At 53.1% G+C, this 15,041-nt stretch carries 12 protein-coding genes, 1 tRNA gene and 1 rRNA gene; 8 read left to right on the top strand and 6 right to left on the bottom strand.

The window, feature by feature from the left end; all coding sequences use genetic code 11:
- Window positions 1-68: 68 nt before the first annotated feature.
- Together rrf and G505_RS0117555 are read left to right on the top strand one after the other, a co-directional pair.
- Window positions 69-183, top strand: a 5S ribosomal RNA gene (rrf, locus tag G505_RS0117560).
- Window positions 184-241: 58 nt separating this feature from the next.
- Window positions 242-318, top strand: a tRNA-Asp gene (locus tag G505_RS0117555).
- Window positions 319-1,090: 772 nt separating this feature from the next.
- Here G505_RS0117555 and G505_RS0117550 read toward each other — a convergent pair.
- The 4 genes from G505_RS0117550 to G505_RS23135 all read right to left on the bottom strand — a co-directional run bounded on the left by G505_RS0117550 (window position 1,091) and on the right by G505_RS23135 (window position 4,663).
- Window positions 1,091-1,939, bottom strand: coding sequence for a DNA ligase (locus tag G505_RS0117550; RefSeq protein WP_051216411.1), 849 nt, complete (start codon window positions 1,937-1,939; stop codon window positions 1,091-1,093).
- Window positions 1,940-2,018: 79 nt separating this feature from the next.
- Entirely contained in the window at window positions 2,019-2,705 is a 687-nt protein-coding gene (locus tag G505_RS0117545; RefSeq protein ID WP_028110728.1) for a DJ-1/PfpI family protein, read from the bottom strand.
- A gap of 174 nt (window positions 2,706-2,879) precedes the next feature.
- Window positions 2,880-4,319, bottom strand: a complete 1,440-nt coding sequence (locus G505_RS0117540; protein ID WP_035385536.1) for a DUF7467 domain-containing protein — start codon at window positions 4,317-4,319, stop codon at window positions 2,880-2,882.
- A gap of 179 nt (window positions 4,320-4,498) precedes the next feature.
- A complete protein-coding gene (locus tag G505_RS23135) occupies window positions 4,499-4,663 on the bottom strand; it encodes a hypothetical protein (RefSeq protein WP_157509276.1) in 165 nt (54 codons plus the stop codon).
- Window positions 4,664-4,970: 307 nt separating this feature from the next.
- Here G505_RS23135 and G505_RS0117530 point away from each other — a divergent pair, with 307 nt between their 5' ends.
- The 6 genes from G505_RS0117530 (at window position 4,971) to G505_RS0117500 (ending at window position 12,834) form a co-directional block, all read left to right on the top strand.
- A complete protein-coding gene (locus G505_RS0117530) occupies window positions 4,971-6,701 on the top strand; it encodes a class I SAM-dependent methyltransferase (RefSeq protein ID WP_028110726.1) in 1,731 nt (576 codons plus the stop codon).
- Window positions 6,691-7,410: an HNH endonuclease gene (locus G505_RS0117525; RefSeq protein WP_211219995.1), complete on the top strand. Its 720-nt coding sequence runs from the start codon at window positions 6,691-6,693 to the stop codon at window positions 7,408-7,410. Before G505_RS0117530 ends, G505_RS0117525 begins: the two co-directional genes overlap by 11 nt.
- A 307-nt stretch (window positions 7,411-7,717) precedes the next feature.
- On the top strand, window positions 7,718-9,055 hold the full coding sequence (locus G505_RS21910) for a tyrosine-type recombinase/integrase (RefSeq protein ID WP_084644057.1): 1,338 nt from the start codon (window positions 7,718-7,720) through the stop codon (window positions 9,053-9,055).
- Window positions 9,056-9,071: 16 nt separating this feature from the next.
- Entirely contained in the window at window positions 9,072-9,674 is a 603-nt protein-coding gene (locus G505_RS0117515) for a hypothetical protein (RefSeq protein WP_028110724.1), read from the top strand.
- A 111-nt stretch (window positions 9,675-9,785) separates the two neighbouring features.
- Window positions 9,786-10,088, top strand: a complete 303-nt coding sequence (locus G505_RS22885; protein ID WP_084644056.1) for a helix-turn-helix transcriptional regulator — start codon at window positions 9,786-9,788, stop codon at window positions 10,086-10,088.
- Window positions 10,089-10,470: 382 nt separating this feature from the next.
- Complete coding sequence (locus tag G505_RS0117500) at window positions 10,471-12,834, top strand: primase-helicase zinc-binding domain-containing protein (RefSeq protein ID WP_028110721.1); 2,364 nt, start codon at window positions 10,471-10,473, stop codon at window positions 12,832-12,834.
- Between the two features lie 834 nt (window positions 12,835-13,668).
- Here G505_RS0117500 and G505_RS0117490 read toward each other — a convergent pair.
- Together G505_RS0117490 and G505_RS0117485 are read right to left on the bottom strand one after the other, a co-directional pair.
- On the bottom strand, window positions 13,669-14,538 hold the full coding sequence (locus tag G505_RS0117490) for a hypothetical protein (RefSeq protein ID WP_157509275.1): 870 nt from the start codon (window positions 14,536-14,538) through the stop codon (window positions 13,669-13,671).
- 183 nt (window positions 14,539-14,721) lie between these two features.
- Window positions 14,722-15,041 (bottom strand): integrase core domain-containing protein (locus G505_RS0117485; RefSeq protein ID WP_028110600.1); only part of this gene is annotated, 320 nt, incomplete at its 5' end.

Here is a 15,041-nt window from a genome sequence, read left to right as displayed (position 1 = left end):
TCCCAGATAGAAAAGCGCTTGCGAAAATGCAAACGAGAAAACAGCTTGTGCGAATTGTTCCAAATTCGTCTGACGACCATAGCGCTGTGGTCCCACCTGATCCCATGCCGAACTCAGAAGTGAAACACAGTAGCGCCGATGGTAGTGTGGGAGTTCCCATGTGAGAGTAGGTCATCGTCAGGCACCAATTCCTTGATGTGAGAGCGCCAATCAGGCTCTTGCGTCAGGCAAAAAATTCGGCGGAGTGGTAGTTCAGTTGGTTAGAATACCGGCCTGTCACGCCGGGGGTCGCGGGTTCGAGTCCCGTCCACTCCGCCAACATTTTCGAAAAAGCCCAACCGAAAGGTTGGGCTTTTTTCGTTTCTGTGGTTTGAAAAAAGGATGAGTGCGGAGTGGACTACCCGAGTCGCTCTTTAGGGCGTTGGCAGTCAATCGTTCCTTTGGTGGTGGAACCCGTCCCTGGTGAATCCTTCCTGTCGCTTTTGGCTGCCGCAGTCCCTGCTTTTCCAAAAGTCCGGCTACGGCATCCATGCCTTCGCGTTCAAGCCATCGGCTTTCACCCCTGGCTCCACCTCGTTCGGCTGCGATGCTGCGCATCGGTCCTCATTCGCCCACCAACATTTTCGAAAAAGCCCGTAGCTAACGCTACGGGCTTTTTTCGTTTCTTCTTTTTAGAAATTCCAGGTTGCGCGATAAGGGCGACGAAGCGCTCCCCGCCCCACACGCACAATCGTCTCCCTGGCGTACGCCAGGGTCCAGTGTCTTTCATTCGTCCCTTTAAAAATCAAAGACTCTGGATACCGGCGTGCGCCGGCATGACCGTGCTAGGGTGGGGCACGTCGTAATGAACAGGCACCGAGCGTGCTGATGGTTCAGGCAGAGAGCCTTAAGACCTATGCGTCGAGGCGAACAAGGACTTTGCCAGCCAATCCTTCTTGCAACAGCAACGAAGCACTTCCCTTCTCATACATACAATCGTGTCCCTGGCGCAGGCCAGGGTCCAGTGGCTTTGTTGCTCGGTTTCAGAGAAAACCTCAGACACTGGATTGCGGTCCTCGCCACAATGACGAGCTGCTCGGTTCCAATACCACTACAACATCGGGTGGGGGCGCATATAGCGGGCGAAGCGGGGGATACCGCGTTCGGTCAGACCGTTGTATCTGAAGGTGATCACCGTGCCCACCTCGGGAGGACTCAGGCGCTCGGCGTCGCTGAAGCCGGTGCCGATGCGAAACTTGATGCCGTCTGGGGTCTCCACCAGCAACGAGCCCATCATTCCGTTGTATTTGCCTTTACCGGGCAGGTGGCTGAGTACCACTGCCTCGGCATCGGAGTAGCTCTTGTACTTAATCAGGTTGCCGCTGCGCCCTGGCAGGTAGGGGTTGTCCTTATGATGCAGCATCAGCCCTTCACCGCCGCTGCGGGAGAGCTGCTCCAGGGTCGATTGCAGCTCCTGTTTACTGGTGATGAGGCGCTGGGCGATCACCTGGACGTGGGGCTGGCCTATGCCCTTGACGATGGCCTGCAGGCGCTCGTAGCGTTGCCAGAATGGCTGCATCACCCCGGGCATGTCGAACAGCTGAAATTGCACCTGGCGCCACTGCTGGTCATCGGGCGTTTGGTCGCGCACCACAGACAGCAGAGATTCAAACTGGCCGCGGCCTATCCACAGCTCTCCCTCAAGCTCCAGCGCGGGCAGTTCGGCGGTAAACCAATGTGGCGCCTGTATCGGTTTACCACTGCGGGTAAGCAGCTGGCTGCCGGTCCAGTAGGCGCGAACCCCGTCGAGCTTCTCGCTGACCAGGTATTGAGAGAGATCTATCTGGGCGTGGTAGTCACTGGCCAGCATCAGCTTGGGTTCCAGGGCGCTGGCAGTGAAGGGATAGTGGCCAAAGGCAAGGGACACCCCCAGAGCCAGGGCCAATGAGTGTTTCTTCATAGAGACCTCCATGTCCGCAGTGGCCTTCGCTCCTTGAAAGCCTGTTTGTCAGTGTAGCTGGGTCAGGGAGGTGTACGCGTCAGAGCGGTGATATCTCAACGGCGAAGGGGTCATTGTCTGCATCGCTGTTCCACTGGTACTCCGCCAGGGCAGCAATGCGACGGGCCTCCTTCTCGCCCCGGTAGAGGCGCACCAGCTCCAGAGCAGCGTCGGTGCCGGCAGAGACCCCGGAAGAGGTAATGTACTTGCCCTGGTTGACCCAGCGGGCGCGTGGTTGCCAATTCACCCTGGGGTTGAGGTGAGTCACCCAGGCGTAGGCCTGTTTGTTGGTGGTGGCCGACACGCCATCCAGCAGCGGCGTACTGGCCAGCAGGGCCGAGCCGGTGCAGACGGTGAACACCTTGGCAGACACCTGACACTGCTGGGCGATCCAGGTCAGCAGCGTTTTATCCTTCACCAGCTTGCGAGTACCCACCCCCCCGGGAATCAGGAACAGATCGCAGGGGTGCACGTTGTCCATGGCCAGATCGCTGACCACCTTGGGGCCCTGGTAACTGCGGGTAATGGAGCGGGCGCCCACCAACTCGATGGTGCAGCCCTCCATGTGGCCCAGCATCTCTACCGGACCGTGCAGATCCAGAGTCTCAAAGTCGTCGAACACCAGGGCGATGACCCGAAATTGCCTGTGATCGGCCGAGGCATACAGCGGCAGGGAAGCAGAAGTGGCCACCGCCAGACCGGCAGAGATAAATTGTCTTCTATTCATAGAGTTGCCCAGTGTGCAGAGGGTATCCACATACTAGGCAAACGCAGGGCGAACACCAGAGGCCAGGGTCAAATTCGGGGCAGTTGTGCCGGTGAAAGTGTCAGTGGCTGTGTTGTTGTGGGCAGATGTAACGCGTGGGTTAGGCGGCGCCTAAATTCGGAGCCGCCATGTTAGTCAGTCGCGACCACACTGATCGCCCTGCTCGAAGCTCTGCAGGACCAGCGGACCGAACTGGTCGCCGGTATTCAGTGGCAGTGAACAGGAAGTGTGGATGTCCAGGGTCTGCATGGTGCCGTTCACCTGTAGCAGCAGCTTGGTCTGCGGCGGCAGTCGTCCTGCCCGTCCGCCGGTGCCATCGGCCACCACGGTCAGGGCACCGCTTAGAGACACGGTGGGGGTGGCTACGGCGATGTCCCTCTGGGTTTCATCCAGACTGAACTTGTGGGCAAAGGTAGTTACGCTGATGGTATCGGCAAAGTTCAGGTCACCCATGCATTTGAACTCTTCACCTTGGTCATTATCGGACGCGGCGCAGCTGCCGCCTACGTAGGTGAAAGTGATCGCCTTGGGTCGGCATTCACAGACGTTCTCTACCGGTGAGGGGGTCGACAGGCCAGCGGCCAGCCACACGAAGGAGGCCGGGTCGATGGTCTTGGATCCGTCGGGGTTCAACACACTCAGGGGATCGACGTAGGGGTCGGTTTCGGAGAGGATTTCCACCTCTACGTAATCCACGCCAGCGGGGATGGGCACCATCTTCAGGTAGTCGTCCCACTCTTCACCCCGATTGCTCATCAGGGCGTTGGCATCGCGAATCTCGTTAGCTGGATCGCCACCGGGGCGGATGACCACCACTGAAGGGCGGTCGTCGCCGGTCTGGCCGCTGCCTTCGACACTGGCAACAAACATAGAGAGGGCGGCGAAGCGCTCGACACTGGCCGGGTCAAACTGGAAGCGCACCGGTACGGTAGAGCCCAGGGTCTCGGAGAACTTGTCGGTGCCCGGGTAGTTGCGTTCCCACCAGGCGGCATCATGGCCATCGAGCAGTTGCACGCCATCGCCGGAGTCGTCTGAGTAGATCAGCAGGACGCCGGCACCGTTACGGCCATCGTCACCGAAGTTGGGGTCGGGCAGGGCAATCTGATCCAGGCCGGAGATCAGCAGGGTGTTGCTGCCGGGCTGAATCAGGTTAAGGTCGGTAATGTCGGCACGGATGGTGGCGCTGTAGGCGTTGTAGAAGGCCAGGTCGGGCGAGCCGCCAAAGCCTTCGACGTATTCGCCAATCACCTGGCCGGTCACCATGTTGGCGAAGCCGTCGCCCATGCGCTCCACATCGATGTCGACGTCGTAGGCGGTGTCTTCATCGAACACCTGCCAGTAGAGCAGCACCCGCTCGATGGTTTCGCCGGGATTCAGGTCGATGGTAATGCTGCCGGGCAAAGCCGGCAGGGTGTGCAGGCCGGTCCCTGAGATGCGAATCTTGTTGCCGTTGAGCTGGGCATCGATGATCGCCTGGCTGCCCACGGCGGGCAGCAGCATCTCATCGCCTTCGGCATACAGGTTAGTGCTTAAACAGAGGGAGAACAGTGTTGCTGTCAGCGATAACTTATTCATTCGTGGTAGCGCCGGTTTCATAGCAAACTCCTGTGGTTGGGTATAACAACCTTGGTCAGCGAGATAAGGAGTATAGGCAGGAAATGGCGCAAGCTCAGGAAAGCTGAGCTTCATTCTAAGGCGAGGAAGGCTACGAAATAAGAAAGGCACTGTAGAACAGTGCCTTCTCTCTGTTGCCTTTAGGCAATGACTTTCGATGTAATTCGGTCTTCGGTTCGACGTCCGGTCAGGTGCCGGCGATCTCCCTTCTCGTCTTCAAAGCGTACTTCGTTGCGACGCTCCATATGGCTGCGGCGATCTTTCTCCCGGCGCTCTCGGTCACCGGCTTTTTCCCCATGGCTCATGGATGGCTCTCCTTTAGTGATCCTACCTAAGTTATAGGAGAGCCAGCAGGATTCGGCCAATGGCAAAAAAAGACCCGGCCGTAAGGGCCGGGGGGATTCTGAGTGCGAGGAACGCTAAGGGTGACGTCACACACTTTCAGCCTAGCCCCAAATGTGTGTCGGTGTGCGTCCCGGTGGTAACAAGGTGTTGCTGCAATTTGGCTAAGTTTGCACATCATTATTTGGTGTAAGTCACTGGAAAATAGTGTCAATTGCCGTAGATTGGGAGTTTGTACTCTCTGCCGCATATTGTCGCGAGCCTGTAGGAATGGATGCCCTAACCGCCAAGTTTTACGAAACCAACGCCGAATCGTTGGCGACCACTTATGACAGCGTGTCATTCAAGCGGGTGCACAAAGCCTGGGAGAACTTCTGGCCGAAAAAGGAATGCCGGGATCTGTTTGCCTTAGACATAGGTGCTGGCAGTGGGCGCGATGCTAAATGGCTGGCTGAGCGAGGCGTTCAAGTGGTGGCGGTAGAGCCGACCGCAGCACTCAGAGCCATTGGCAAGCTCCATACCCAAAATCTATCGGTGAACTGGATAAAGGATTCGCTGCCGGACTTTGCCGAGGTCACTAAGCTGGGGATGCGGTTCGACCTCATTCTGGCCAGTGCGGTGTGGATGCACATTGCCCCCTCTGAGCGTGCCCGCGCCTTTCGTAAGATGGCCAACCTGCTTAATCCCGGTGCCCAGCTGATCATCTCCCTGCGTCATGGCGACTTTGAAGACAGTCGCAGTGGTCATGCCGTGTCGGCTGAGGAGTTGGAGAAGCTGGCCAGGCATCACGGCCTGGTGATGAAGCTGGCCACCGAGAAACAAAGTGATGAGCTGGGGCGCAGTCAGGTTACCTGGCAGACCGTTGTCCTGAGCAAGCCTGAAGACGGCAGCGATAACCTGGCCACCATTCGCCAGGTTATCCTCAACGACAGCAAGTCTGCCACTTATAAGCTGGCCCTTCTAAGAACTCTTCTTCGCATCGCCGATGCCCACCCGGGCAGTGTTCTTGATCGCAGTGACGGCAAGGTGGCGATACCTGTGGGGCTGGTGGCGCTCTATTGGACTCGTCAATTTATGCGTTTGTGCAATATCGGCGGCTTACACCAACATCCTTTGACCAATGAGAAGCTTGGCTTTATCAAGAAAGGCTGGAATGCGTTGGCACAGCGCCATCTGGGCCCGGATGAGCTGATGGTGGGGGCCTTTCTCAATCAAGAGGAAGCTGAAGCCCTAAAAGCAGCTTTTCAGGATGTTCTCAGAACCATCAAAGAAGGGCCGGTCACCTTCACCTACCGGGGGGATCGCTCTCAGCCTTTGTTTTCGATAGATCGCAGTATCCATCGCAGCAAAGGCGCCGTGCTTCTCGATAATGACTACTTCGCCAGTTACGGCAGTTTCATTCTGGAAGAGAGCTTATGGGACTGTTTAAGGACTTACCACAGCTGGATTGAGCCCTTGGTGACCCAAGAGTGGGTCCGTGAGATGCGGCGCTATAAGTGCAACCAGCAGCAGGAGCTGCGCACAGATAACCCGGTAACCCTCGGCGATTATTATGAGCATCTCAAGTGGGTGGATGCCAAGCATGATACCAGTGCCATTCGGGACAAGATGGTGTCCTTGCATCAGGAGGGCTACCCGCTGAAGAGCGTCTGGAGTGGCCAGTCGGTGACTCCCCAGAGCGCCCATGTTGACCACTGCCTTCCCTTTGCCCATTGGCCTAATAACGACCGTTGGAACCTGCTACCTGCCACGGCCAGAGAGAACACCAGCAAATCTGACAAGCTGCCTAATACGAAGAGGCTGAACCAGTCACGGACACGAGTGCTTGAGTGGTGGCAAGCGGCATTCGAGGAGGAGGGAGAGCGGAATCAGTTCTTTGCCCAAGCACAGGTATCTCTGCCAAGTCTTCCCGCAGGTTGCAGAGAGTTTGAGGCGGTTTACGAGGCGATGGGGCTGCAAAGCGCAGGGTTGAAGAGTCGATTGCTGTTGAGTGAGTGGTGAAGAGGCTCAACAACTTGATGGAAAGTTACCAGAAGAAGAATGGATGCAAATGAAAGATAGGTGGAGCGAAGAAGAGTTGCGGGCTGTAGTTGTTGCCTACAGAGAGATGTCGCATAAGGAAGCTATTGGTCGGGCGTTTGTGAAATCTCAATATTACAAAGAGCTGGCAGAGAGGTTCGGTAGGACAGCAAAATCATTTGAGTACCGTATGCAGAATATCTCTTATGTATACGATCAGATGGGAAAGCCGTGGGTTAAAGGACTGAAGCCGGCGAAGAACGTAGGCACCAGGACTGCGGAGTTGATTGAGCACATCATCAGTGAGATTGAAAGGCGGGATGTCGATGATAAGGTCGCGAAGTTACTCCCTGATGACTCATTGACGAAACCCGCTGGTGTCAGATCACCAAAACAAACGACAGTACCAACGATGACCTATGAGCGAGACCCTGATGTTAAAAGATGGGTACTTTCCCGGGCTGACGGGCGTTGCGAGTGCTGCGGTGAACTAGCTCCTTTTACCAACGATAAAGGCTGCCCATTTTTAGAGGTCCATCATCTGCGTACCTTGGCTGACGGTGGCTCAGATAGGGTGTCCAATGTTGTCGCCGTTTGCCCTAATTGCCATAGAGCGCTGCATTTTGGAGCTGAAAGGTCCGTGATGCTTGAGCAGATGTACGAGAAGTTAAGTAGGTTAGAGCAAGAATAGCTTGCTCTTTTGCCAACTAAGTAATGCTGGGTTTGATTATGGCTTCGTATATTTGAAGAAAGGCGAAGATAAAAAGGCGCCTGGATCTCTCCATGCGCCTTTTCGAAATATGGTGGCCCCTGGGGGACTTGAACCCACGACCAAGCGATTATGAGTGGGCCGGACGGCTCGGCCAAGAGGTTCCTCTTGGACACTTGAGTTGTACAACTCATTGATTTAAAAGATTTTGCTTGATCAATAAGGGAACCTTGGTATTCTAAAGGCAAACAGGGAACCGAGAAGTAAACCTAGAAGCCAGAGGTGTGGCGTGGCAAAAATCAACCTTACTCAGGCAAGCATCAAGTCTAGTAAGCCAAGAGAAAAGCAGTACTGGTTGGATAGTGCTGCAGCACGAAGGGGTCGAGGTCGCCTGTCCGTTCTAGTAATGCCATCCGGCATCAAGACCTACTACTTCACTTACTATCTGGGAAAAGCTAAGCAGGCTATCAAGCTTGGAAATGTACCGAAGACTGCTGGTGCTCCTGGAATGACATTGTCATCGGCTTTTGCTAAGGCAGAAGAGTATGGCGATCTTTTGTCCAACGGCGTTGATCCTCGCGAGTACATTAAGGCTCAAATAGCTGAACTGCAACGAAGGGAGGCTGAAGAGCGCCGTAACGGTTCACTTCAACAGCTGTTTGATTGTTACGCACAGAACATGGCTGATAATGGTCGACGGACATATCGGCGTGTACACCGGGACCTGGTAAACGAAACAGCGCCCGTCTTCGATTTGGAGGATAAAGCAAAGCGTTTCAAGACTGAGCACGCCGTGGAGATACTCGGGCGCATGATAGACCGAGGGGCTGAAGTTCAGAGCAACCGTGTGCGCGCTTTTCTTCATGCTGCGTTTCAATATGGCCTGCATCATGACAACGATCCTAAGAGGAACCGCAATGGGAGTTTGTTTGGGCTAAGCCATAACCCTGTCTCCAACATTCCTCGCCAAAAATCCGCGGAGCGTGCTTTAGACCGTAATCTCTCTGGGGCTGAACTGTCCCGACTGCTTCGAGACTTAGATGACATAGGGCACTTTAACCGGTCCAATCGTGTGTTCTTCTTAGCAATGATCTACACAGGCCAGCGAGTGGAAGAGGTTGCCCGCCTTCGTTGGGAGGATTTGGATTTAAGTAAGGGGATCTGGTCGGTTCACCCCGACCGTTCAAAAGTTGGGGCTAGTTACATAGTTCCCATTGCGCCGGAGCTTAGGGATGCCCTGGTGGAACAAAGGGAGATCGCTGCTAATTCAGCCTTGGTTTTCCCTAAGAGGAACGACCCAACCCAGCATATTGATGCGACAACTCCGTCGCAGGCGCTGAAGAGATACTTTACTCGAATTCAGAAGGCGCACGCAGAAGGTGAGAGGGGTGTAGAGCCATGGTCTCATTTTACAGCTCGGGATTTGCGGCGCACTTTTAAGACCAGGCTAGGAGAGATAGGAGTTAGTAAATCCATCCGGGACCAGTTGCAGGCTCACCAACTGGGCGACACCAGCTCAAAGCACTACGACAGATACGACTATTTAAAAGAGAAGCTCGCAGCAATCAACGTATGGAGTGATGCATTGGAGCAATGGAAGATAAACAGCGACTGGACACCAAGCTAAGTCATAAGGAGTGCAATTGGATAGTTATACGCTGAGGCAATACGCTAAGCGCGATTACCAACCTGGAGAAAATGAGTTCAACCCCGCGGTCATGGCTAAGGTGCTAGAGCAGCTTTTTGATCAGTACAAAAGGCTAGACAACATACTGTTCTTAGCTGAAGCACTAAAACTGTGTACTGACCACGGCGTTTACCCACCACCATACATACTAGAGGCAGTTTCAAGTGATTTGCATAGGTTGGTCTGTGAAGGTCAGTTGAGAGGCGTCAAGGTAGGACAAAGCTTGAGGAAGCAAGTCATTAGACAAGTTGTTGATGGCCAGATCATGTTTGCTGCATACCAACTGGTGACCCACTGCGGTGAAAGTATCGATAATGCCCTTGCTATGTCGATTGAAAATCACGAGCAGCTTTTGAAAAAGTACGGGCATACAAGGGCTGCCTCGACTCTAGCTAGGAAGTACAAAGGTTTTATTGCAGACATGGAACCTATGTACTTCGAGGCAGTCAGGGCGGTTGATGCGCTCGGCATTGAGCCAATGGTCCCACCAGAAGATTACAAGGGACAATTTTCCAAAATTGATTCGATCCCTGACTACATTAAGGGCTGCCGACGGTAGAAAAACACGGTCAATTTTCAAGGGACAACTTGCTACCAAGTTGTCCCCTCCTTTATGGCCCCTCAAGAATCATTATGGGGCCACTCCAATAACGGAGACAAAGGAGAAGAAATGAAAACTGTCTGTAATGTAGGTAACACAGAGCCTGAAGTAGGCGATAACACTCCCCCTCATCAGGGGCATTCCTCAACCCCTCCGCCCCATGATCGCCTTATTCGCGAGAAAGAGTGCCGTCAGATCTCTGGCCTGACGCGTCAACGCCGTTTGCAGCTTGAGAAGAAGGGGCGCTTTCCGCTGCGCATCCACATCGGTGAGAGAGCCATTGCCTGGCGACTCTCTGAAGTTCAGGGGTGGATCAACCAGGTAGCCAGCACTCAAAGAGCTTCCTTTAATCAAGGAGGGGCAGATGAGTAAAGGCCCATCCTACGAGCAACCAGCTGGCTTGGATAGCCTGCCGCTTCTTAGCTGGCTTGCTGATGGGAACCTCTGGAAAGTCGTGCTTGGGGCACTGCTGATGGTTGCCCTACTGCTTTTTAGCCTTGCGAAGGTGCTCATTAAGTCAGCGACAGACAAGGACTCTCTCTGCTTGGCTCGAAATTGCGTTGCTCACATTTATGTGCAGCACCTGCAAATTAAGCGAGCGAGTCGAGGAAGTCGCCTCTTGGGGCCTGCCGAGATAAACGTGCTCCTTCGCAGCTTTCCTTACCATCAGCTCACTTTCTGATTTGAGTGGCCGACGTGATCGGCCTCCATAAATAATCTCTGCGTCCTCCATATTCAGGAGGCAAGGACATACATGGAAAATACCATCAAAAGAGCTGTGAGCCGTGCCACTGGGCATTGGTTGCAGTTGTTGCAATATCATGGAGTAGAAGTACCCCCTCAGGGCAAACAAGGGCCTTGCCCAGTTTGCGGAGGAGATGATCGTTTTTGCTTCGATAATCAAGAGAACCGCGGAACCTGGATCTGCAGGAAATGCGATGGAAAACAGGCGGGCGATGGCCTAGACCTTCTTCAAAAGGCGCTGGACATAGGTGCACTGGAGGCTGCGAACCGGGTTGAGGCATACTTTTCTGGCTCAACTGTTAGCTACCCACTGTCATCGATACACCCTCGGGTAAAGCCTTCGGCTAAGATGGAAGTGGTGTCTGACAACGAGCGGGCCAAAGCAGTATTGGCCAGTTGCTCACCTGCGACACCAGAACAGACGTATCTGAAGTGCAAAAATGTTGCGCCACACGGCGTCCAGGTTCTCAAGCGGCCATTTAAGAATGGTGAGGTCACCTTCCAGCCTGGCGATCTGGTTATCCCCATTTCCAACCTTGATGGCGTGCTTCTTACATTGGAGTTTGTGGGCCAAGGAGTAAAGCGAGGATTGGTAGGGGGGAAGAAATCTGGTGGCGTATATGCCTTCGCGAGCGGCCTTAGCCACAAGTCCAAAAGAGTATGGTTGGCTGAAGGATTTGCTACTGCAGCGACCATCCATGAAGCCACTGAGCAGCTGGTCTATTGCGTTTTCGCAGCAAACAACCTGGTGAAAGTGGCAGCAGAGATCCGAAGCAAGTTCCCGGGTGCTGAAATCTGTGTTGCGGCCGATGATGATGAGGCTGGGCAACGGTACGCGCTAAAAGTGGCAGAGTTATTTGATGCTGCTTCAGTGACGCCTCTGTTCACCGAGGTAGAGCGAGCGGTCGTTGACATTAAGGGCAAACGGAAGCTGTCAGACTGGAATGACTTTGCGACTCTTGGTCATCATGTGGCTACGGCGATAGAGGATGCGTTGAAGCGGTCGCGTCAGTCTTCGGCTTCGTCTCAAGAGCAACACTTGGAGGATTGTTCTTCCGTCGTGAAGATTCGCCCCGAGTTACGCTCGGAAGGGTATTTTGGCCCCCTGAAGGAGATCGTCGCAAAACTCTGCTATCGCACTGAAGCAATACCGGAGTTTGTTGCTTCGGAGATTATCAGTCGGGTGGCGACATCTATTTGTCGAGGCGATGTTTACATGGCCTTTGGTGCAGCGAAAACAGTTCCTCGCATCAATGCTATCCACATTGCTGGTAGCGGTGGAGGCAAGGGGGTTTCTGGAACCCAAGTTGCACGTTTTTTTGAAGCTGTGGTTGAACAAGACCGACTTGCTTCATCCGACGAACCGCTGGTCTGCAGTATCCACAGCGGCGGATTAGCGAGCGCTGAAGGTTTGATGGAACACATTTCCGACGACTATTACGAAGGGCGCGGAGAGAAGAAGAAGGTCATTGAGGGGAATCCCGACAAACGCTTGCTGGTACATGAGCCAGAGTTTGCCCATCTGATTAAGTTAACTCAGCGCCAGGGCTCAACGGTCAGCGAAACCATTAGGAAGTGCTTTGATGGCAGCCCACTCAAGCCCCTGATCCGTGGAGCTAAGTACGGCACTGACCGCCCTCACATTGCCATTCTTGGCCACATCACTCCCAGTGAACTAACTTCGGTCATCTCTGATGTTTCCATCAGCAATGGCTTCTTGAACCGCTTCCCGATCTTCAGAGGATTTGGCCAACCGTCTCAACCCTTCCCTGCGGCGATGAGTAAAGCTGACTTGAGTCAGCTAGCCTTGCCGGTTAGTGAGTCCTTAAGCTGGGCTCGACGAGAAGTGAAGACCGAATCAGGTAAGCGTCAAGGGATTTGCCTAGAGTGGTCTCAGCTGGCTAAACCAGCTTGGGAGTCAACATATGAGCGGCTGCGCAAGCTAGCTGAGGTGAGGTCTATCGAAGGAAGCCTCTTAGCCCGTGGACGCCACTATGTTCAGATGTGGAGCATGGTGTTCGCAGTCCTGGAGCGCTCTTGCTCTATTGAGCTTCACCATCTCGATGCTGCGTTGGCGTGGTTTGATTATTGGCATGGCTCTGTTCGTTACCTGTTCAACACAGAGTTGGCGGCCGGGCGCATTGATAAGGAAAGGGAGTTTGACGAACAGTTGTTGAAGCTCATCACGAGCCTGGCAGAGAAGGAAGCTACAGGTGAAATCCGAAAGAGCCCGTTGACCCAGCACTACCGTAACAACAAACAAGTAAATGCTGGTGAAATCGATGCATCGCTCGAGCGACTTCAAGAGAGAACGCCTCCGGCGATCAAGGTTCGCCGCGAAGGTCCCCGTACCGTCATCATTCGGCCAATCTAACCATTTAGGAGAATAATCAGATACATCAGTAAAAACCTGGTACGTTGTCCCCTGCAACCTTTCTAAACCGTCAGAAAAATGCAAAAGCCAAGCTACCGGGTTTTTTCTCGATTTATCTACAGTCATAGAGACTTTCTAGACCTTACCATCACGGGTTTTAGCTGATTTATCTGTCTTTTCTTGGTCGTCAAAACCACTCTTCGTCGACAAATCGTCCTTCCAAGGAGAAACCAATTCCAATGGACTTTCCATAGAACAGTTCTTTAGCCCTTAGTACGACTGCCTGCACTTGCCCTGAACTCAGTTGTTCTGAGGTAATGGCTAGCTCTTCTCTACGTAGACGTATATGCACGGAGAGAACCTTGCTCTCCTTGTGCAAGGTGCAGAACTTGTTGTCGACTTCGCCCGTGCTAGGTAGCACTGCACAAAACTCGATGAATATTGTCTTGACCTCTTTAAGTTTGCGGCTATCTGTCCAGAGAAGACGGGCTTCTAGCGTTAAAGAAGCACTAGTAAACCCTCTTTCTTCAAAGTTTGATTTGAACTCTGTACTAAAACTCGAGAACACCTCATACCCAGGACGGAGATCTGCAATAATGTGAACGATTGGGAGAGTGTTCCTGCCTGTCGAATGTCTTGCCAAACTGCACCTTCTTTGGGTTAGATCATGAATTGGTCGAACTGGTCGGCCTATGAGCCACTTGCAAACGGATCAACAAAATACTGGCGTCATAAAGGATACCCAGGTTGTGAGCGGCAATACCCCTTTGATCGCAAATGGAAACGGATCACTTGCTTAGACCTTGGGGGCTTGCGAAAACTAGTCCGTTTTCCTCAATCTTGCTTTGATTGGTTTGATTTTACATTTGATGCTAACGGGTCGATCTCATCAGCGAAATCTAAGGCCCAATGAACCCAATTGCTTACCCCCTGATTCGTGGGGCAATTTTCTGACATTGTTTCGACTGCTGCGACATACTCTCTCAACTGTCTAGCTTCATGCCATCGCTTACTATCATTCAGCAAGTTTTGCCTTCTTAGCACTTCTAGATCCTGAATGCGTTTGAGCTCGACCTGCCGCTCCCTTTCTGCTTGCCATAGCCGTTCTTGTTTGATTCTCTCAGAACGTGCTTGCTTGATAGCTCTTGAAGCACTCTCTAGGCCATCACAGAAGCCAGCCAAGTATTCCTCTAGCCTATGCTTCTTGCCATCTTTCCAAGATTGCTTTGGAGCGTCATAACAATCTTCAAGTTGCAGATACAATATGCCTGTGGAGTGGTAGTCCCACTTTGGGGCCCAAAAGTATCCTCTTTTCTGTTTTTCGGCTTCTTCCTTAGTGGTTAGCACATGTTGGACTCGCTTCATCTGTTCTTTAAGATAGAAACCGATTTCCTCTCCGCTAACAGTTACTTTCATAGAAGGGTATCTAGCGTATCTGTGCGCTCTGCGCCCAATTTTGAACTTCCATCTGTGCTTCTCGAAGGTGTGGAGTAACTTGCTCATTATCTTAGCTGCTCTTGCTGCAGAGCTAGAAGATACTCTTACGTCCAGATGGTACTTCGACTTAGGTACGAGCACTCCATAATCCCCAGGTTTTGAGCTATTCAAAGAGCGTAGTAATGCTCTAGCTTTTGGGTGAAGAGGTGTAGGATCATTTCGCTGCACAACATTGAAACCATCCAAAGTTTCTTTGGTGATATTCATACATTTGTCTCCTGTTTTCCGTGTATGAAAAGCGGTTTACTGGTTGGGTGTTTGTGTGATTCAGGTAGTCTTGCTGGTTGAAATTACCTTTGAACTGTTGCGGTACAGCTCTAGTGTGGTACATGTTTGGAACGATGCTAGTCAGCTCAGTGTTTAGGGCTTGTTGTCCAATCTGTGTAGTGGTCAACTAATTCCGGACAGTAAGTTAGACCGATTCTCGGCTTGAACAGGAGTAACGCCATCATTGTGTTGATGGGGCCGCTGTCGGTTGTAGTAGTGCATCAGGTATTCACTGATGTCTTTTCTGGCCTCGGCCACTGATGGGTAGCCCGTCGCGGGTACCCATTCTGATTTCAGGCTGCGGAACAACCTCTCCATCGGCGCATTGTCCCAACAGTTTCCCCGGCGGCTCATGCTCTGAGTGATGCGATAGCGCCACAGTCGTTGTCGGAAGGCCCGGCTGCTGTATTGGCATCCCTGGTCTGAGTGGAACATCAGGCCTT

Origin of the sequence: Ferrimonas futtsuensis DSM 18154 (assembly GCF_000422645.1) — a bacterium.
Lineage (GTDB): Bacteria > Pseudomonadota > Gammaproteobacteria > Enterobacterales > Shewanellaceae > Ferrimonas > Ferrimonas futtsuensis.
Note: the sequence above shows the minus strand (reverse complement) of the source record. Positions and strands in the feature narration are given on the sequence as shown.